Source organism: Paraburkholderia sp. CNPSo 3272, from assembly GCF_024206495.1.
Classification (GTDB): domain Bacteria; phylum Pseudomonadota; class Gammaproteobacteria; order Burkholderiales; family Burkholderiaceae; genus Paraburkholderia.
Map to the genome: position 1 here is coordinate 321,714 of NZ_JAMBPQ010000005.1, position 19,426 is coordinate 341,139.

Genomic DNA, 19,426 nt, shown 5'->3' on the forward strand with positions numbered 1-19,426 from the left:
GTCAATCCTCCATCGAGACGATTGGGATGTCGATGAGCGCGCAATCGCGCTAACCGACCGGCAACATCAGATAGGTGCGCGCCACCTGGTTGCCCAGCTCGTACACGCGCGCGAGAAATTGCGTGAGAAACGTATGCACGCCCGCGGAGAAGATCTGCCGCAGGTCCGCATAAAGCAGCTCGGCGCGCAGCTTGCCCGCGGTACGCTCGACTTCGCGCGAGCTGTCGGTGCGCAGCATCGCGAGATTCGTGCAGACGCCATCCAGCGACGCCAGCAGCGAGCGCGGCATTTGCTGGTTGAGGATGAGCAGCTCCACCACGCGCGCGGGCGTCACCACGTCGCGGTAAACCTTGCGATAGATTTCGAGCGCGGAAACCGAGCTGAGAATCGAGGTCCAGTAGTAGAAGTCCTCGAGCTGACGCGCGGCCGAGCGCGAGTCGGCATTTTCCACGTCGACGAAACGCACGTCGAGAATGCGCGCCGTGTTGTCCGCGCGTTCGAGGAACGTGCCGAGCTGCGTGAAGAAGAGCGCGTCGTCCTGCAACGCCGTGCCCAGGCGCACGCCGCGCGACAGATGCGAGCGGAACTTGACCCACTCGAACAGCGCATCGGGACGCGCCTCCAGCTCACTGCCGCGCAACAGCTCGACGAATTGAAGCCACGTGTCGTTGATCGTTTCCCACCATTCCGTGGTGAGCGTGCCGCGCACCGCGCGCGCGTTTTCGCGGGCCGCCTGGAGGCACGAGTAGATGCTCGACGGGTTCGTTGGATCCGCAACGAGAAACTCGAGCACGTTGCTGCTCGTCGTTTCCTCGTGGCGCGCATCGAAGGCGGGCTCGAGTTCCGAGATCCGCAGCATCGCACGATGCGTGCGCGCTTCGGCGTCCGCACTGCCGGGCAGCAGGAGCGCCTTCAGATTGATATCCAGCATGCGCGCGGTATTCTCCGCGCGCTCCATGTAGCGGGCCATCCAGAACAGATGATCGGCAGTGCGGCTCAGCATGGTCGAACCTCTTCGTGTGCGTGTGGTATGGCCGGTGAAATCATTCGAGCACCCATGTGTCCTTGGTCCCGCCGCCCTGAGACGAGTTGACGACGAGCGAGCCTTCCTTGAGCGCCACGCGCGTGAGGCCGCCAGCCGCCATCTGGATCGTCTTGCCGGAGAGCACGAAGGGCCGCAAATCGATATGACGCGGCGCGATGCCCGCTTCGACGAAGGTCGGGCAAGCCGACAGCGACAGCGTGGGCTGCGCGATGTAATTGCCTGGCCGCGCGAGCAGCCGGGCGCGAAACGCCTCGATTTCCTCGCGCGTGGAAGCGGGACCGACCAGCATGCCGTAGCCGCCCGCGCCGTGCACCTCTTTCACGACGAGGTCCGGGAGATGTTCGAGCGTCCAGGCGAGATCATCAGGCCGGCGGCATTGCCACGTCGGCACGTTCTTCAGGATCGGCTTTTCGCCGAGATAGAACTCGATCATGTCGGGCACGTACGGGTAGATCGACTTGTCGTCGGCCACGCCCGCGCCCATTGCATTGGCGAGTACGACACGGCCCGCGCGGTACGCCGTGAGCAGCCCCGGCACGCCGAGCGCGGAGTCGGAGCGAAATGCCAGCGGATCGAGGAAGTCGTCGTCCACACGCCGGTAGATCACGTCCACGCGACGCGGTCCCTGCGTCGTGCGCATGAATACATAGTTGTCCTCCACGAAGAGATCCTTGCCCTCCACCAGCTCGACGCCCATTTGCTGCGCGAGGAACGTATGCTCGAAATACGCGGAGTTGTACATTCCAGGCGTGAGCAGCACGACGGTCGGATCGTCCACGCCTTCGGGCGCCACCGAGCGCAGCGTATCGAGCAGCAGATCGGGATAGTGCGCGACCGGCGCCACCTTGTGCTGAACGAACAACTCGGGAAAGAGCCGCATCATCATCTTGCGGTTTTCGAGCATGTACGAGACGCCGGAGGGCACGCGCAGATTGTCTTCGAGCACGTAGAACGCGCCGTCGCGCCCATCGCGCACGATGTCGATGCCCGCGATATGCGCGTACACGCCCAGTGGCAGGTCGATGCCCTGCATCTCCGGCCGGTACTGCGCATTGGTGTAGACCTGCTCGGCCGGAATCACGCCGGCGCGTACGATGTTGCGCTCGTGATAGACATCGTGCAGGAACAGATTGAGCGCCTGCACGCGCTGGCGCAGTCCACGCTCGAGCAGCGCCCATTCGTCTGCGGGAAAGATGCGTGGAATGAGGTCGAAGGGAATGAGCCGTTCGGTGCCGGAGAGGTCGCCGTTCACCGCGAACGTGATGCCGACCCGTCTGAACAACAGGTCCGCCTCGGCGCGCTTGCGCGCCATCGTCTCGCCAGTCTGCCTCTCCAGCCATTGCTGGAAGCGTTCGTAGTGCGGGCGCACCGCGCCCTCGTCGCGCATTTCGTCATGGACTTGCATCGGTTCGTTCTCGCGCGTGAGTGCAATTGCGTCATCGGCGCCGCCGCGTTTCGTCTCATGAATGAGGCGAAATGCGTTGCGCGGTGCGGTACGAACAAAAAGCAAGGCGTATGCCATCGCTTGGGCCATGTTGCATGCGCTCGATTGGTGCAAAGCGGTCGGGCCTGGCAGTGCCGAAACGGGGCAATGACAATGCTGCGCCGCATTTGCGCTCCAAGCTGGTGCAATGCGCTGGCGCGGCACGTCGCATGCAGCCACAGCATGCAACTGGAGGGCCTTGAGTTCCAATGACCGAAGCGACCTGCGTCATCGAGCGTCGTACGAAAAATGCCGCCTCGCAAGCGCTTTGCGTGATCGTGCTCGCGCTTGGCGCATGCACGAACATGGGCGGCCCCTTGCCGGCCGCGATCGAACGAGTGGCCGATGATGGGCCAACGCGGACGTCCGTTGCCGTCGTCCAGCGCGACTGGCACACCGACATCTGCCTGCGTGCGCACGACGCCGATGTCTGGGTCGACGCACTCGCGCGCGGCTTCCACGACGCAAGCGTTCTGTGTTTCGGCTTTGGAGAGAGACAGTTCGTAGTGGAACGCCGCCACGATCCGCTGACGATGATCGGCGCGCTCATACCGAGCCAGGCTACCGTGCTGATGACCGTGCTGCGCGTGGCCCCGGAAGCGGCCTTCGGCTCGCAGAACGTCGTGGAGGTGCCGGTGGACGATGCGGGACTTGCCAGCGTTCAGCGCTATCTGCGCATTTCATTGGAAACCGATGCGGACGGCGCGCCGCATCGCCTCGCCGACGGACCCTATGCGGGCAGCGTCTATTTCGCGGCGTCAGGGACTTACGACGCCTTGCATACCTGCAACACGTGGACGGCGCGAGCATTGCGGTCGGCAGGTCTCCACGATGTACCGGACGTCCTGTTCGCGAGCAGCCTGATGCGCGAAGTGCGGCACGCGCTGGAAACGAAAGCGCCAGACAGTGCGATGCACAACGCTGCCGCAAGTCGGTGAATGGATCAGCAAGGCGCAACACAAGCCGCACCCGGCGGGGGCGGGGGCGGCGGCGGCTCGGTGGCGGGCTCCTGCGGGACGACGACGGTCCGCGGCGGCGGCGGGTTGGGATCGCTGCTGCTGAACGACAGGCACCCTGAAAGTGCGAGCGGCAATAGTAAAGCGAGGACGTTGATTCGATGCATTTGACTCTCCCTGACCGATTTAAAGGCCGGCGCCGCGCGCGTGGCGCGGCCCTTTAACTTCGGAGCAAGTCGAATGCCACGGAAATCAGATCATTGCGACGCCGCGCTCTCGCGGTTGCGCGCCGCCGCCAGCCCGGTGCGGCTTTGCACGCCCCACTTGCGCCGCCCGAGCAGGAAATGCAGCCAGCCGAGCGCCGCGCCGGCGTGGCGCATCAACTGGAAAGAGAACGGCTCGAAGATGGCGGCAAGGAACGCCATGCCGAAACTCGCGTGCGTGCGGTCGCCGCTCCAGCGCCGGTAAAGATGTACGGAGTACAAATGGAACGCGAGGTCGATCGCGATCTTGCCGACTATCACGCCGAGCACCGGCAGCACGATCGTGAAGCGGCCGTCGAACAAGAAGCCGATCAACAGCGCGAACGCCGTCAATCCATAAATGGGCTGCACGGTGTCGAATGCCTTCACGGGCAGCATCATGAGGCCGAGCTTGCCGTACTTGCGGTTGCCCGTCATGTCGCGATACCAGTACTGCGTTTGCAGAAAGCCCGCGAACCAGCGGCGGCGCTGACGCAGGAAGGTCGTGAGCGTACCGGGCGCATCGGTGCGCGCGCGGGCGGTGCCGAGCACGCGCACGTCCCAGCTTAAGCCCTTGCGCGCCGAATAACGGCGCAAGCGGTGAATCAGTTCGTAGTCCTCGACGAGGCAATCCGCGTCGAAGCCGCCCACGGCCATCACCGCATCGCGGCGAAAGCCCGCAAATGCGCCCGAGATGAGCAGCAGGCTGTCGGCGCGCATCCACGCGAAGCGCGAAATGAAATTGCGGATGTATTCGTAGGTCTGGAACCACTGGAAAAAGCGGCCGCTCAACGTATGGTCGCAAACCGGCGTGAGCAGGCCCGCCGCCGCGACCAGTGCCGGCTCGCGGCCAAATGCGTTCGCCATCGCGGCGCAGGCGTCGGGCTCGAGCAGCGTATCGGCGTCCACGGTCATGACCGTTTCCGTTGCGATCGCAAGCAGTGCCGCGTTGAGCGCGCGCGCCTTGCCGCCGTGCGCAAGCTTCAGCCAGCGCAGATTCGGGTACCGCGGCGAAGGCGCGCTCAACTGCCCAACGCCTGGGTCGGCCAGGCCATAACGCTCGGCGAGCAAGGCAGCCGTGCCGTCGCTCGAGCCGTCGTCCGCAATCACGATCTGCTGCGGCGCGCGGGTTTGCGCGAACAGCGCGTCGAGCGTTATCGGCAGCACGGCCGCTTCGTTGTGCGCGGCGACGATCACGCCGAGCGTCGGCAGCTTCGCCGCGGCCGCGGCCGCGGCCGCGCCCGCGGGCGCTGGTGCAAGCAGCACGCGCGCCTTCCAGGCGACGAACAGCAGCAACACCGTGTCGTAGACGACATAGGCAATGCCCGTGGACCACGCGACCACGCCTTGCAGGAAGAACGCGCGCGCGAACAGCACGAACCAGAGCGCCATGACGCCCAGGTGGATGGCGATGCTCGCGAATGGCGTGGGAGGCGGCACTAGCCGCGGCGACGTGCGGGCGAGCGCCTCTTCAAGCGAGTTATTCAAGTCGTACCCTTACCTGTTGCTCACGGCATCATCCGGCGCAGCACCGAATGACGGTCGATCCATTGATGCTTGAGCGCGCCCGCAATATGCAGCGCGAGCACGCCATAGAGCGCATAGCTGCACGCCGTGTGCAGCGCACCGAACTGGTTGTGCAGCTGTTCCTTCGTGGCCGCATCGAGGTCCATGATGAAGCCGATACGCGGCCATTGCACGAGCCCGAAGAGATACATGGGATGCGAGGCCGCTGCGACCCATGCGGAATCGTGCAGCCAGCCGGAAAGCGGCATCGCGAAGATCAGCACGTAGAGCGCGACGTGCGCGGCGTGGGCTGACGCGCGCTCCCAGCCCGGAAATGCGGCGGGCAACTCCGGCGGACGATGCGTGAGACGCCACAGCACGCGCAGGATTGCCAACCCGAGCACGGTAATGCCGATCGACTTGTGCGTATCGATCACGAAGCGGATGGCGGTGTCCGAAAGCGCGCCGTCGGGCAGCAGCGCGGCAGTCAGGCCCAGCGCCACGTTCGTGAGGATCAGTAGCGCGATCAACCAGTGCAATAGCACGGCAACGCGCGTGTACTTCTGCGCGCCGGCGTCGGTACCGACAAACGGGGATTCGGCGGAAAGGGGAGTTTTCACGTGGGCTTGGCCGTTGCGGATCAGTAGGGATAACACCCGGAGCGGCAAATTTATTCCCGCCGCGCGCGGTCCGCCGGCTGGATTGCGCGATGCTGCCCACACGGCGACTCGCGCATTATGCCCCCTCGTCCCTGACGCTGCAGAATCCGCCAGATGACGGTTCCGCCAGTTTGGCGGCGGCCGGCCGTCATGCGACGCCCCTCGAATTGCCGCGCACAAAAGAAAAACCGGAACGGGTCGTGCAACCCATTCCGGCTCTCGCGCGGCTTCGGCGGCTTACTTCCCGCTGCCCGCCTCGTCTTCGATCTGCGCGCCCACTTCGGCGTCGATCTTCTTCCAGTAGTCGAACACGCGCTCGCGCACGGGGCTGCCCACGCCGGTCAGGCTGGCCACGACCTGCTGGATCAGCGCCTCGCGCTGCCTGTCGTTGAAGACGTGGCGCACGAGATCGTGCGCCTGGCCGAAATCGTCGTCCTCGGCATGCAGCGAGTAGGCGCTGCGCACCATGTCGCCGTCCGCTTCCCAGCCGTCGTCCGCCGCGCCCGTCGTATCCGCCCACGGACGGCCGAAGCTGTTCGGCACATAAGTCGGCGCGTTGCCGCTATGTTCGTAGGCCATGTTGCCGTCGAACATGTAGGTCTGCACGGGCACCTTCGGACGATTCACCGGCAGCTGGTTGAAGTTCGTGCCGATACGCGCGCGCTGAGCGTCGTTGTAGGCGAACGCGCGGCCCAGCAGCATCTTGTCCGGCGAGAGGCCGATGCCCGGCACCGTGTTGCCCGGGGAGAACGCGGCCTGCTCGATCTGCGCGAAGAAGTTCTCCGGGTTGCGGTTGAGCGTCATCGTGCCGACCTTGATGAGCGGATAGTCCTTATGCGACCACGTCTTCGTGAGATCGAACGGATTGAAGCGGTACTGCTTCGCTTCCGAATACGGCATGACCTGCACGGAGAGCGTCCACGACGGATATTCGCCGCGCTTGATCGCATCGAACAGATCGCGCCGGTGGAAGTCGGCGTCCTCGCCCACCATCGCCGCGGCTTCGGCGTTGGTGAAGAACTGCATGCCCTGGTTCGTGTGGAAGTGGTACTTGACCCAGAACTTCTCGCCCTTCGCGTTCACCCACATATAGGTGTGCGAGCCGTAGCCGTTCATATGGCGCCACGTTTTCGGCAGGCCGCGCTCGCCCATCAGGTACGAAACCTGGTGCGCCGATTCGGGATTATTGGTCCAGAAGTCCCATTGCATCTGGGCGTCGCGCAGGCCCGAGTCGGGCAGACGCTTCTGGCTGCGGATGAAGTGCGGGAACTTCATCGGGTCGCGCACGAAGAAAACCGGCGTGTTGTTGCCGACGAGATCGTAGTTGCCCTCGGTCGTGTAGAACTTCAGCGAAAAGCCGCGCACGTCGCGCCAGGTGTCGGGGCTGCCCATTTCGCCCGCGACGGTCGAAAAGCGCGCCAGCATTTCCGTGGCCGCGCCCTTCTGGAACAGGGCGGCCTTCGTGTAGCGCGACACATCCTCGGTGGTCTTGAATTCGCCGAACGCGCCGGCGCCCTTCGCGTGCGGCTGGCGCTCGGGCACCTTCTCGCGGTTGAAATGCGCCATCTGCTCGAGGAAATGCACGTCGTGCAGCACGATCGGGCCGTCGGGACCGATCGTGAGAGAGTTGCGGTCGCTGACAGCCGGCGCGCCCGTGCTCGTCGTGGAATGACCGCGAGACTTGTCGTTCGATGCACCCATTACCGCTCTCCTGATGGATTCGCGCATGGCGGCTGCGCGCACCGCGCCTGTTCGACTGCGAAAGCAGGTTCGAGCCGCAGTCGGGGCCGCCACCGCTAGATTGGGGGACCAACCCGGGCTGCGCGCTGGCGTTACCTTCGGCACCGGGCGCTCACCCGAGGGAACGGCCATTTTGCGCGCAGACGCAAAGCGCTGCGCTCAAGCGGTTCACGCATCGTGCAGCCCAACCGAGGCGCCTGCCGGCATGTTGGAAATTTCCACCCCAAATCAAGCGTTTACATAATTGTTGCGACGCACAAAAAGTGCTTGACACATTTTATGAATGGGTTACCATGAACTCGATTGCTGCATCGCACAAAACTTTCTCTGCGCGAACCGGTGATCGAACCGAAGCTTGTTTTCGTAACCGAAACCGACGCGTAGCGTCCCCAAAGGAAAGAGACATGAACCTGCCGACCCCCGAACAATTCGCCGCCAACCAGAAAGCCGGTCTCGAGGCCCTCTTCGGCCTGACGAGCAAGGCATTCGAAGGCGCGATCAAGCTCGCCGAACTCAACATCGAAACGGCCCGCGCGGCGTTCGCCGAAGGTCAGGAACAAGCTCAGCGCGCGCTCTCGGCCAAGGACCCGCAAGGCTTCTTCGCCGCGCAAGCCGGCTTCGCCCAGCCCGCCGCTGAAAAGGTGCTGGCCTATGGCCGCAGCGTCTACGGCATCGTTTCGGCCACGCAAGCCGAATTCGCCACCGCCGCCCAGTCGCAGTACGAAACGCAGCAGCGCGCGCTCGAAACGCTCGTCGACAACGCCGCGAAGAATGCCCCGGCCGGCTCGGAAGCCGCTGTCGCTGCGATCAAGTCGGCGCTGAACGCCGCCAGCAACGCGTACTCGTCGGTGAACAAGGCTGCGAAGCAGGCTGTGGAATTCGCGGAAAGCAATTTCGACGCCGCCGGCAAGGCCGCAACGAAGGCTGTCGCGCAAGCGTCGGCGCGCGCCGCCAAGCAGGCTGCCTAAGCGTTACGCTTCACTTTCCGCTGGCGCGGGCAACAGCAGCCGCCAGCCGGACTGAAGACGGGCGTGGATCTCGTGCAATGCGAGTTCCGCGCCCGTTTGCTATTGGTGAGTCCAGCGCGACGCGGCGCTGACAGTCAAGGCGCGCAGCCTGCCGTATCGAACATCGTCGCCAATGCGCAACTCGACGTGAGCATGCGCGCGCCATCGTGTCCCACGCCGGGGACGATGTGAAACGTCTGGTTCAGGCCGTCCGGGTGACGGGTTTGCAGGTAGCGGTAGAAGCCTTGCGCTCGGGCCACGCGTTGCGGGCCCTGCGCCTGTGCAGCACAACTCTTGTCGAGCGATACAGAGGCCGGGTCGTCGTCGCTGCCGCCCGCGAGGTAGACGATGCGCCGCTTCACGTAGTCCGCTTCGAGCTGTGCGGGCGTGCGCCCGGCGATGGACGCCGGGCGGTTCTCCATCCCGTATTTCCAGCGGTCGAAGTCCGTACAGCGCGAGGCGTCGAATGCCACTGGCGCGCCACTCGCGTCGGGCCGCTGCGCGTCGAAATACGCATACGACGACGGACTTGCCACCACGAAACGCACGTCGATCCCCGCAGCGGTGAGCGCATCCGTGCTCGCGACGATCGCGTAGCGCTGCAGCACCTGGGCGCCGCCCGAGTGCCCCGCGAACACGATCGTTTTCAGATTGGGAAACAGACGCCGGTCGGCGAGATGCCGCGCAATGTCCTCGAGCACGGCGTACGAACTCACCGGCGCGCCGCTCGCGGCATCCGCGCCGGCCATCCACGCGTTGCCGCGCCAGCTCAGCAGATCGCCCGCTGCGTGGTGCGCGCTCACGTCGGCGGTGGCGAGAAACTGCGGTGCGACGAGCAGCGTGCCCGCCGGATCGACGCCCGCCAGCTCGCGCGCATGCTGCGCGGTGCGAAAGTAGGTATCGGCGTTACGCAGCCGTCCATGAACGATGACCACCGCGCGCTGGACGGCGGGCTGCGGCACGTTCCAGTCCGCGCTCAGATAAAGCGGAAGTTGCGCGTGGCCTGCCGGGGTATCGACTGGCATGCGCGCGTCGGCGATCACACTGACGGGACGCAGGGGGCGCGCCTGCGCGAGTGCCGGCGCAACGATCAGCGCGCTCGCCGCGATCGCGGCAGTCACACCAGCCAGCCGGCGCAGAGCGTTTGAACTCATGAAGGCGCGCGCCGCGAAGGCGGGCTCAGGAGCCAAACATCCGGTTCACCGCGCGCTCGAGGTGCGCGCGCATGGCGGTGGAAGCGCGTTCGGCGTCGCGCGCCTGGATCGCCTCGAGCACTTCGAGGTGTTCCTGCTGCACGAGGCGCTGCCGCTCGACCGACTTCACGAGCGAGAGGTTGCGCGACAGGTTCATGCTGAACACCATCTGCTCCTGGATGCCCGAGAGCGCCGTGATGAAGAACTGGTTCTTCGAGGCGCGCGCCACGGCCATATGGAACGCGAAGTCGTCTTTCGCGCCGATGCCCGAGGTCTCGACGATGGTCTGCAGGTTGTCCCACTCGCGCTGGATCGCGGCGATGTCTTCGTCTTCGGCCTTTTGCGCGGCCAGCGAGGCCGCCCCGGCTTCGACGACCACGCGGTATTCGTAGCAGCGGCGAATGTCCGACAGCGTTTCGAGCGGCGCGAAGCGGCGCACGTCCGGATCGGGACGCCGCATGACCGTCGTGCCCGAGCCGTGGCGCGTGGCGATGATGCCGTCCGCGCGCAGCTGGGCAAGCGCCTCGCGCACCGTGGGGCGCGAGGTCGCGAAGCGCTCCGCGAGCATGTGCTCGGTCGGCAGGCGCTCCCCTTCCTTGTATTCGCCCTCGATGATGCGATTGAGGATGTCGCTGTAAATCCGCGCCGGCATATTCGGCGCTTTCTGCTCAGACATGATCGGACGGTGCACTTTGGGTTGTCAGGAGTGTCGTCAATTGTAAGTCATATGGCGGGCCGATAGCGTCCGCCCGCCCCCGGCCAGGCCCCATTTGCGGGAGTTTCCGCTCTTTCCGTCCCGCTTTACCAATTTGCGGCCAATTTATGGCCGTTTGCGCTTTTGCATCGGCTAGCCTGAGCGCAGCGCACTCACGCGGATGCGCAACGCCGCTTTCTCGCTCTCACGAGTAGTCGCGACGCACCGCGTGCGAGTTCGATGACGGCCGGGTTCCGAAACTGCCGCATATCGTGAACGCGTAAAGGGCAAAGGTCAGTCGGGCGCGAGCAGCGCACCCGCGAAAGCGGGCTCGGGCAGGCCGCGCACGCCGGCATCGATGGCGAACACGAGGCCGTCCAGCTCGCCGGTGTGCGGCGGGCAGATCGTCGTGACGTAGAGCACGTCGAGGTTGGCACCGCCGAACGCACACATCGTATCGACCCAGTAAAGCGCGCTTTCCTCCGCGCGCCATACGGGGCACTCGCCAACCGACGAGCACCGCGCATCGTGGGTCTCGAGCGGACGCACCGGCGGCTTCGACACCGCATCGAGCGTCACTTCGTGCTGCATGCTCAACGCTGCTCCTTCTTCCACGCTTCGTACGCGGCAAGCGTCGCCTCGTTCGGCGGATAGGTGCCCGGCAGCGCCGCGCCCGCCTCGATACGTTCGGTGATGAAGCGCTCGAGCGTCTCCTGCTCCGTGGCGTCGCGCGCGACTTCCTCGGCCAGATGGCGCGGAATCACCACCACGCCGTCCGCATCGCCGACGATGATATCGCCTGGAAACACGGCCACGCCGCCGCAGCCGATCGGCACGTTCAGGTCGACCGTATGGTGCTTGCAGAGATTGAGCGGCGCCGAAGCGCCCGCGCAGAACACCGGAATGCCGAGCGCCGCGATAGTCGCGCTGTCGCGCACCGGGCCGTCCGAGACCATGCCGGCCACGCCGCGCACCTTCATGCGCGTGGCGAGTATCGAGCCCATCGACGCGGCGTCCGTCACGCCGCGGCAGTCCTGCACGAGCACCGCGCCCGCGGGCACAGTCTCGACGCCCTTGCGCTGCGGATGCTCAGGGTTCTGGAACGCACTCAGCTGGTCAAGGTCCTCGCGCGCCGGGATATTGCGCATCGTGAAGGCCGGCCCGACCAGGTTGGGAGCGCCGGGCGCCGGCACGGCGAGCGGCTTCACGCCCTGCAGGAAGACGTTGCGCAGGCCGCGCTTGAAAAGTTGCGTGGTGAGCGTGGCGTTGGAAACGTGGCGCAGTTGTTCGAGCGCGGCATCGCTCACGGGGATGGCGGGGGAAGTCATCGTGTCTCGTCCGTTGTCGTGTTTCGTGGTGCGCGTGGCGCGGCGGCGGCTCGAAAAAGTGTCGAGCGGATGGGTCGCATTGTTGTAATACAACACGGAAATTGTCAACCCGCGATTGTGTTGCGGGTCACTCCAGGATGTATGACGACTGGCCTTCCCATTGGCGCGAAGGACATCGAAAGATTCACAAGCGGCGGCGCCCGTCCGATGCCGATCCGGCATGAGGGAAATCCCCAGCACCACATTATTTGCTTTACAACTTGGCTCCAAATAGAATGATGTCTTACATGAAGAGCACGATGCGCAGCGGCACCGCCCTTCATCCCGGCCAGGCACAGCTTCGTGTCAGAGCCCGCCAACAGCAGGAGACGAGCAGTGCAACGCAAGATAATCAAGGGGGTGCGGTGGTGGATCATCGGCCTCATCATGATCGGCACCATCTTCAACTACCTCGCGCGCAGCTCGCTCGCGGTGGCCGCACCTACGCTGACTGAAACGCTTCACATGACCACGCAGCAGTACTCGTACGTGGTCACCGCCTTCCAGGCCTGCTATGCCCTCGCGCAGCCCATCGCCGGCTTCGTGCTCGACTCCGTGGGCATCAAGATCGGCTTCGCGATCTTTGCGTTCGGCTGGGCCATCGCCAACATGCTCCACGGCCTCGCCGGCAGCTGGCCCGCACTCGCGGCTTTCCGCGGCATGCTCGGCATGACCGAAGCCGCGATCTTCCCGGCCGGCATGAAGGCCATCAGCGCATGGTTCCCGGCGAAGGAGCGCTCGGTCGCGACCGGCTGGCTCAACACCGGCACCTCGATTGGCGCGATGCTCGCGCCGCCGCTCGTCGTGTGGTGCATTCTCAAGTTCAACTGGCAGTTCGCGTTCGTGCTCACCGGCGGCGTCGCGCTGATCTGGGTGGCGCTGTGGCTCGTGTTCTTCAAAATGCCCGCGGAGCACCCGCGGCTCTCGCAGGAAGAGGCCGACTACATCGGCGAAGGCCAGACCGAAGCGCAGAAGTCGACCCGCGGCCGCCGCGCCTCATTCAAGGAAGTGCTGAAGACTCGCCGGTTCTGGGGCATCGGCATTCCGCGCATGCTCGCGGAACCGGCATGGCAGACCTTCGGCGCGTGGATTCCGCTGTACATGGTCACCGTGCGTCACATGAACCTGAAGGAAATCGCGCTGTTCGCGTGGATGCCGTTCCTCGCCGCCGACCTCGGCTGCCTCGTGGGCGGTTACCTCGCGCCGCTCTTCATCCGCTGGTTCGGCTGCTCGCTCATCACTTCGCGCAAGCTCGTCATCACGACCGGCGCGCTGCTGATGGTCGGGCCGGCCTGCGTGGGCCTCGTTGCGAGCCCCTACGCCGCGATCGCCCTCTTCTGTGTCGGCACGTTCGCACACCAGACGATTTCGGGCGCGCTGTTCACGCTGGCATCGGACGTGTTCGGCCAGCACGAAGTCGCCACGGCCACGGGACTCTCCGGCATGTTCGGCTACCTCGGCGCGACGGTGTTCTCGCTCATCGTCGGCGCAGTCGCGAGCACCATCGGTTATAACCCGTTGTTTGTGTGCCTCATGCTGTTCGACATCATCGGCGCCTGCGTGGCATGGCGACTGATTTCGAACGAGCAGAAAGACAACGCGGACAACCTCGCGCTTCAGTCCTCGCATAAAGTGAAGGCCTGATCGCCCCGTTCACCGGCCGGCGCCCGCGAGGGCGCCGGCTTTCGGCATTTCTACCGTGAGGACATTCACAGTGAAGAAAGTTGCATTGACCGGCGCGGCCGGCCAGCTCGGCACCGTGTTGCGCAAGGGCCTGCTCGAACGCGGCGTGAACCTGCGTTCCGCCGCCGGCTCGAAGCCGCTCGTACCGCTCGTCGCAAGCGAAGACGTGATGCACGGCGATCTGCGCGACCCCGCCGTGGTCGACCGCCTGCTCGACGGCGTGGACGTGCTGATCCACATGGCCGGCACGAGCGTCGAGCGTCCCCTGGCCGAGATCATCGAGAACAACCTGCGCGGTCTCGTCGAAGTCTACGAAGGCATGCGCCGCCACGGCACGAAGCGCATCCTGTTTGCGAGTTCGAATCACGCGATCGGCATGTACCCGGTGGAAGAGAAGCTCACGCTCGACTGCGCGTTTCGCCCGGACGGTTTCTATGGACTTTCCAAGGCATGGGGCGAATCGCTCGCGCGCCTGTACTGGGACAAGCACGGCATCGAAACCGTGAACGTGCGCATCGGCAGCTGCCTGCCGAGGCCCACCGAGTTCCGTCAATTGAGCACGTGGTTCGGCCACGAGGATCTGTTCCATCTCGTCGATCGTGTGATCAACGTCGATGAGATCGGCTTTGCCGTGGTGTGGGGCGTGTCGAACAACACGCGCAGCTACTGGATTCAGGAAGGCGCGCACGACGACGCGAAACGGCTTGGCTATGAGCCGAAGCAGAATTCGGAAGACTGGGCCGCTGAAATTCTGGCGCAACAGAACCCGCTCGACGCGACGGCTCAGCGGTATCAGGGCGGCAGTTTTGCCAGCTTCGATTTCACGCCGTTGGAGCAGCGCGGCAAGCGGTCGTGATTCGCGGCTTCCCCGGTGTTTGCGTTTGAGCGCCCCTGGGGGCGCTTTTTTTTGTACTGGAGCACGGCGGGGCGATGGCGCCAACGCTGCCGGGAGCGCACTGGCACGATTTCAGCCGAAGCGAAAAATCTTGCATTGCAGCAAAATCCATCCTATAACCATCCATATGGATGGTACATGGATGGGAAAATGATAAAAGCTGCGATTCCCGAGACACCTCGCGCCAAAGGCGGAGAGTCCGAAAAAATCACGATCAATCTTGTCCCGGTAGACCTTGGTCAGATCGATCTTCTCGTTGAAGAAGGGTTCTATTCGAACCGTACCGACCTGATACGGACGGCCATCCGCAACCAGCTTGCACTGCACGCTCAGGTCGTTCAGGAGACGGTCACACGCCGCGCGCTGGTGCTCGGCATGCAGCATTTTTCCAGACAGGATCTTGAGGCAGTACGCGCGGCGCGCGAGCGCCTCGACATCCAGGTGCTCGGGCTGGCAAGCATTGCGGCTGACGTCTCACCGGAACTTGCGCGCGCAACGATTGGAAGTATCGCGGTGCTGGGGGCATATCACGCCACGCCTGCCGTCAAGGCAGCGCTCGCCGACCGTATCCGGTAGCCCACGCCGCCCCACCCGACATCTACTCTGCTCACCGGACGACCATGAAACTGAATGAAGGCTTTCTGAATTCGATGCACGAAGCGATGACCTTGCTGCGTACACGGGGCCCCGCCGAAGCGACGGCGGCAATACAACGCGCGTTGCGCGGCGAAGGCAATCCGGGGGCGAACGACGTGTCGGATGTAACGGTATCCAGTCCCGTGGACGCCCCGCTTTACCGGACGAAGAGGTACGACGTCCCTCCGCGTGCGACGGAACGGGTACGCACAGATGTCGAAGATCGCGGGCATTCCAGCGTCCACCTGTATTCGAATGCCGCGGGCGGCCGGCAATATCGGCTCTATGTGCCCGCAGAGACCGCGAGCACACCGATGCCGCTCGTTGTAATGCTGCACGGCTGTACCCAGGACGCTGACGACTTTGCAGCCGGTACTCAGATGGATGCGCTCGCCGAGCGTCACCGGTTTCTCGTTGCGTATCCGGTGCAGCCGAAGCAGGCGAATCCGTCAAAGTGCTGGAACTGGTTCAGGCCAAGTGATCAGTCGCGCGAACGCGGCGAGCCGTCCCTGATCGCGGGAATCACGCGGGAGATTATTGCCACGCACAATGTCGACCCTTCACGTGTGTATGTGGCGGGCCTGTCCGCGGGCGGTGCAATGGCGGCAATCATGATTAGCGAGTATCCCGAACTGTACGCCGCGGCCGGCGTACATTCCGGTCTCGCTGCGCGTTGCGCGCATAACTTACCCACTGCGCTCGCCGCGATGAAAGGCGGCACGCATCCCGCAGAGGCGCGACGCGCGCAACGCCATTCGTTTGTGCCGCAACGGCCCATGATCGTTTTTCATGGTGATGCCGATGCCACGGTTCACCCGTCGAATGCGGCGCGAATCGTACGCGGCTTCGAACGACAACACGATGGCATCGACGAAGAGCGTCGTAGCGGGGCGGGCCGGCGTGACTGCACGGTAGTGCGGCTGGTTTCCCGCGACGGCGTGGATGCCGAGTTATGGACCATTCACGGCGCGCCGCACGCTTGGGCAGGCGGCAGTGCGCGCGGGAGCTATACGGACGCGAGCGGGCCGGACGCGAGCGGTGAAATGCTCCGTTTTTTCCTTGAACATCCGCAACATCCATAGTGCAAGGTAACGCGAGGTCATGCCGTGCATCATTTAAGTCAGTCGAGTCGATACTTCTACTACCTCTGCCCGCAAAAAAACGGCGGTGCCGGTTATCAACCCGGCACCGCCTGACATACTGCTTTCGGAGCGTGAAGACTTCGATATGTTCCTAGAAGCGGTGAATGATGCCGATCGCGCCCGCAACCTGGCTGCGCGACGAAGACGGCGCGCTGTTCTGGCCGTCGCCGATGTCGGCGGTTGCGTTGATGATCTGGCTTGCGCCGGTCGTGCCAGGCGTGCCGAGCGTCTGGCCGCCCGCACGCTGGTACGCTTCGACGAAGTAGATACCCGTGCGCTTCGACAGCGTGTAGTACTGCGACAGGTTGTACTGTGCGTACGAAGCCGCGCTCTGGATACCGTTGGCCTTGGTCGCGCGCGTGTAGGCGAAACCAGCCGCCAGGTCGAGCACCGTGATTGGCTTGTAGTGCAGCACGACGCCGCCCGTGTTCCAGATCTGCGTGTCGACGAAGCGCGAGTTCACGCCCGGAATGTACTGGACGTTCGAGTAGGCCACCGAGATGTCCCACTGCGAGTTGAACTGGTAGCCGGCCGTCACGGCGAGGCGCTGTTGCGTCTGCGCCCACTGGAAGCCGTTGGTCAGCGCCGAAACGCCCGGCTCGCCGGCGCTGTTGGCCGTCGAGTTCGCATCCCATGGGCCGCCGCCGTTCGCCGCGTTGCTCAGGCGCTCGAAGCCCACCGCGATGCCTGCCGGACCATGCAGATACTGCGCGGCCACGCTCCACGTCTGGCCAGCGCCGGTGCTGCCTGCCACACCGCCCAGCGCGTACATGCCGCTCACGGTCAGGCCCGCGATGTTCGGCGACGTATAGAGCAGCGAATTGTTGATGCGATAGATCGTGTCCATCGAATCGATGTCGCCGGGGTGGGCGCCGTATGCGCCGGTCAGCCACGTGGTCGGGCTGTACGGCGAGAGCAGCGTGTAGTACGGAGCGTACTGGCGGCCAGCCGTCAGCGTGCCGTAGTTCGCGTTCGTGACGCCCACGAAGGCCTGGCGACTGAACATCAGATTCGTGGTCTGCTGCGCGCCGGTTGCCGAGTTAAAGCCCTCTTCGAGGGTGAAGATCGCGCGCGTGCCGCCGCCCAGATCTTCACCGCCCTTCAGGCCGAAGCGCGAGCCTGCCCAGATGCCCTGTGCCATCTTGACGACCGAACGGCCGCCCGATGTCTTGCCAAGCGATGTCGAGCTGCTCTGATAACCGATACCGTTGTCGACGATACCGTATAGCGTGACGCTGCTTTGCGCGTGTGCGCCCAGCGCGGCGAGTCCAAGCGTAGATGCGAGGATAGTTTTTTTCATCGGTAGTCCTATCTTTAGTCGTTGTGGTTTGATACTCGTTAAAACCCTGGTTGCTGCATTGCCTCCTGTCCGGCAGGGAGCGCATCACCCCTGAAGCGCTCCTCGCCGAATTGCTCTCCTCAGTGAATCTCGGGTTCGCCGCCCGCGCTGGCGCACGAGCCGCCCACGCCGTCACGCTGCATGAAGTCGAACTCGCAGCCGTTGTTGGCCTGCATGACGTGCATCTGGTACATCGCGCCGTAGCCGCGCTTGAAGCGAGGTTCCGGTGCGACCCACGCGGCCTTGCGGCGCGCCATTTCCTCGTCCGAAATCAGCACGTTCAGGCGGCGCTCCGGCACGTTCAGCTCGATCAGGTCGCCGTCCTGCACGAGGGCGAGCGGACCGCCGACGAACGATTCCGGCGCCACGTGCAAGACGCATGCGCCGTAGCTCGTGCCGCTCATGCGCGCGTCGGAAATACGCAACATGTCGCGCACGCCCTTCTGCAGAATCTTTTGCGGAATCGGCAGCTGGCCCCACTCGGGCATGCCAGGCGCGCCAACCGGACCCGCGTGCTGGAGCACGATCACGCTGTTCTCGTCGCAGTCGAGCTCTTCGCTGTCGATGCGCGCAGCCATGTCGTTGTAGTCCTTGAACACCACGGCCTTGCCCGTGTGCACGTGCAGGTGCTTTTCCGCCGCGCCCGGCTTGATCACGGCGCCGTCCGGCGCGAGATTACCGCGCAGCACAGCGAGGCCCGTATCCGGCATGAGCGGCTTCGCACGGCGATAGATCACCTCTTCGCTGTAGATTTCCGCATCGGCGATGTTCTCGCCTAGCGTCTTGCCGTTCACGGTCATCTGCGTGCCGTCGATCAGCTCGCCGAGTTCCTTGAGCATCGCGCGCAGGCCGCCAGCGTAGTAGAAGTCCTCCATGAGGTACTTGCCGGTCGGGCGGATGTTCGCGAGCACCGGCGTGCGACGTGCGATTTCATCGTACTGCGCGAGCGTGAGATCGACACCGGCGCGGCGCGCCAGCGCGATCATGTGGACGATCGCGTTGGTCGATCCCGAGAGCGCGAGACACGTGGTCACGGCGTTGTCGACTGCCTTGCGCGTGATGATGTCCGAAGGCTTCAGGTCTTCCCACACCATCTCGACGATGCGCATGCCCGTCTTCGCCGACATCTGCGCGTGGCGCGAGTCCGGCGCGGGAATCGAGGCGAAGCCCGGCAGCGTGAAGCCCAAGGCTTCCGCGGCGCTCGTCATCGTCGATGCCGTGCCCATCGTCATGCAGTGGCCCGGCGAGCGTGCGATGCCGCCTTCCACGCCCTTCCAGTCCTCTTCGGTGATCTTGCCCGCGCGCAGGTCGGCCCAGTACTTCCAGGTATCCGAGCCCGAACCGAGCGTCACGCCATTCCAGTTGCCGTTGAGCATCGGGCCCGCGGGCAGGAAGATCGTGGGCAGATCCATCGAGATCGCGCCCATCAGCAGCGCGGGCGTGGTCTTGTCGCACCCGCCCATCAGCACGACGCCGTCGGCCGGGTACGAACGGATCGTCTCTTCTGCTTCCATGGCGAGGAAGTTGCGATAGAGCATCGTGGTGGGCTTCTGGAACGGCTCGGAAAGCGTCTGCACCGGCAGCTCGATCGGGAAACCTCCTGCCTGCCAGATGCCGCGCTTGACCTCTTCCACGCGCTGCTTGAAGTGCGTATGGCAAGGGTTGATCTCACTCCACGTATTGAGGATGGCGATCACCGGTTTGCCCGCGTACTCCTCGCGGCTGTAGCCCATCTGCGCGGTGCGCGAGCGATGGCCGAACGACCGCAGGTCGTTCACGCCATACCAGCGGTGGCTGCGCAGTTCTTCGGGGGTCTTTCGCTTCTTGCTCATCTTGCGT

The 19,426-nt window shown here is 64.5% G+C and carries 17 protein-coding genes; 6 read left to right on the forward strand and 11 right to left on the reverse strand.

All coding sequences use genetic code 11. From position 1 onward, the window contains the following. Nucleotides 1-49: 49 nt before the first annotated feature. The gene (locus M3I53_RS09325; protein ID WP_254315653.1) at nucleotides 50-1,003 is read right to left on the reverse strand and encodes an alpha-E domain-containing protein; all 954 of its coding nucleotides are present in this window, start codon (nucleotides 1,001-1,003) and stop codon (nucleotides 50-52) included. Between the two features lie 40 nt (nucleotides 1,004-1,043). Beyond that, the gene (locus M3I53_RS09330; RefSeq protein ID WP_254315654.1) at nucleotides 1,044-2,450 is read right to left on the reverse strand and encodes a circularly permuted type 2 ATP-grasp protein; all 1,407 of its coding nucleotides are present in this window, start codon (nucleotides 2,448-2,450) and stop codon (nucleotides 1,044-1,046) included. 287 nt (nucleotides 2,451-2,737) lie between these two features. Between M3I53_RS09330 and M3I53_RS09335 the strand changes: the two genes are divergently transcribed. Beyond that, nucleotides 2,738-3,466, forward strand: coding sequence for a DUF2459 domain-containing protein (locus tag M3I53_RS09335; RefSeq protein ID WP_254315655.1), 729 nt, complete (start codon nucleotides 2,738-2,740; stop codon nucleotides 3,464-3,466). A gap of 275 nt (nucleotides 3,467-3,741) precedes the next feature. On the opposite strand, the gene M3I53_RS09340 is transcribed toward M3I53_RS09335, so the two are convergent. The 3 genes from M3I53_RS09340 to M3I53_RS09350 all read right to left on the reverse strand — a co-directional run bounded on the left by M3I53_RS09340 (nucleotide 3,742) and on the right by M3I53_RS09350 (nucleotide 7,592). Beyond that, a complete protein-coding gene (locus M3I53_RS09340) occupies nucleotides 3,742-5,214 on the reverse strand; it encodes a glycosyltransferase (RefSeq protein WP_254315656.1) in 1,473 nt (490 codons plus the stop codon). A 20-nt stretch (nucleotides 5,215-5,234) separates the two neighbouring features. Next, the gene (locus tag M3I53_RS09345) at nucleotides 5,235-5,852 is read right to left on the reverse strand and encodes a cytochrome b (protein ID WP_254315657.1); all 618 of its coding nucleotides are present in this window, start codon (nucleotides 5,850-5,852) and stop codon (nucleotides 5,235-5,237) included. Nucleotides 5,853-6,128: 276 nt separating this feature from the next. Further along, nucleotides 6,129-7,592 (reverse strand): catalase, encoded by a 1,464-nt coding sequence (locus tag M3I53_RS09350; protein WP_254315658.1) that lies wholly within the window; start codon nucleotides 7,590-7,592, stop codon nucleotides 6,129-6,131. Between the two features lie 443 nt (nucleotides 7,593-8,035). On the opposite strand from M3I53_RS09350, the gene phaP reads away from it, so the two are divergent. Further along, a complete protein-coding gene (phaP, locus tag M3I53_RS09355; protein ID WP_254315659.1) occupies nucleotides 8,036-8,599 on the forward strand; it encodes a TIGR01841 family phasin in 564 nt (187 codons plus the stop codon). A 134-nt stretch (nucleotides 8,600-8,733) separates the two neighbouring features. Here phaP and M3I53_RS09360 read toward each other — a convergent pair whose 3' ends face one another. From M3I53_RS09360 to M3I53_RS09375, 4 genes are all read right to left on the reverse strand, one after another. After that, nucleotides 8,734-9,792, reverse strand: a complete 1,059-nt coding sequence (locus M3I53_RS09360) for an alpha/beta hydrolase (protein WP_254315660.1) — start codon at nucleotides 9,790-9,792, stop codon at nucleotides 8,734-8,736. Nucleotides 9,793-9,817: 25 nt separating this feature from the next. Continuing rightward, a complete protein-coding gene (locus tag M3I53_RS09365) occupies nucleotides 9,818-10,507 on the reverse strand; it encodes a FadR/GntR family transcriptional regulator (RefSeq protein ID WP_254315661.1) in 690 nt (229 codons plus the stop codon). A gap of 312 nt (nucleotides 10,508-10,819) precedes the next feature. After that, nucleotides 10,820-11,116: a hypothetical protein gene (locus M3I53_RS38425; protein ID WP_309249497.1), complete on the reverse strand. Its 297-nt coding sequence runs from the start codon at nucleotides 11,114-11,116 to the stop codon at nucleotides 10,820-10,822. 2 nt (nucleotides 11,117-11,118) lie between these two features. Beyond that, nucleotides 11,119-11,853 (reverse strand): ribonuclease activity regulator RraA, encoded by a 735-nt coding sequence (locus M3I53_RS09375; protein WP_254315662.1) that lies wholly within the window; start codon nucleotides 11,851-11,853, stop codon nucleotides 11,119-11,121. A gap of 426 nt (nucleotides 11,854-12,279) precedes the next feature. Here M3I53_RS09375 and M3I53_RS09380 point away from each other — a divergent pair, with 426 nt between their 5' ends. The 4 genes from M3I53_RS09380 to M3I53_RS09395 all read left to right on the forward strand — a co-directional run bounded on the left by M3I53_RS09380 (nucleotide 12,280) and on the right by M3I53_RS09395 (nucleotide 16,188). Then, nucleotides 12,280-13,536, forward strand: a complete 1,257-nt coding sequence (locus M3I53_RS09380; RefSeq protein ID WP_254315688.1) for an MFS transporter — start codon at nucleotides 12,280-12,282, stop codon at nucleotides 13,534-13,536. Nucleotides 13,537-13,606: 70 nt separating this feature from the next. After that, the gene (locus tag M3I53_RS09385) at nucleotides 13,607-14,431 is read left to right on the forward strand and encodes an NAD(P)-dependent oxidoreductase (protein ID WP_254315663.1); all 825 of its coding nucleotides are present in this window, start codon (nucleotides 13,607-13,609) and stop codon (nucleotides 14,429-14,431) included. Between the two features lie 177 nt (nucleotides 14,432-14,608). Beyond that, complete coding sequence (locus M3I53_RS09390) at nucleotides 14,609-15,046, forward strand: CopG family transcriptional regulator (protein ID WP_375542485.1); 438 nt, start codon at nucleotides 14,609-14,611, stop codon at nucleotides 15,044-15,046. Between the two features lie 44 nt (nucleotides 15,047-15,090). Beyond that, entirely contained in the window at nucleotides 15,091-16,188 is a 1,098-nt protein-coding gene (locus M3I53_RS09395; RefSeq protein WP_254315664.1) for a PHB depolymerase family esterase, read from the forward strand. A gap of 151 nt (nucleotides 16,189-16,339) precedes the next feature. Here the strand turns inward: M3I53_RS09395 and M3I53_RS09400 are convergent, their stop codons facing one another. Together M3I53_RS09400 and araD are read right to left on the reverse strand one after the other, a co-directional pair. Further along, on the reverse strand, nucleotides 16,340-17,548 hold the full coding sequence (locus M3I53_RS09400; RefSeq protein ID WP_254315665.1) for a porin: 1,209 nt from the start codon (nucleotides 17,546-17,548) through the stop codon (nucleotides 16,340-16,342). Between the two features lie 119 nt (nucleotides 17,549-17,667). Next, the gene (gene araD, locus M3I53_RS09405) at nucleotides 17,668-19,419 is read right to left on the reverse strand and encodes an L-arabinonate dehydratase (RefSeq protein WP_254315666.1); all 1,752 of its coding nucleotides are present in this window, start codon (nucleotides 19,417-19,419) and stop codon (nucleotides 17,668-17,670) included. Between the last annotated feature and the right edge of the window lie 7 nt (nucleotides 19,420-19,426).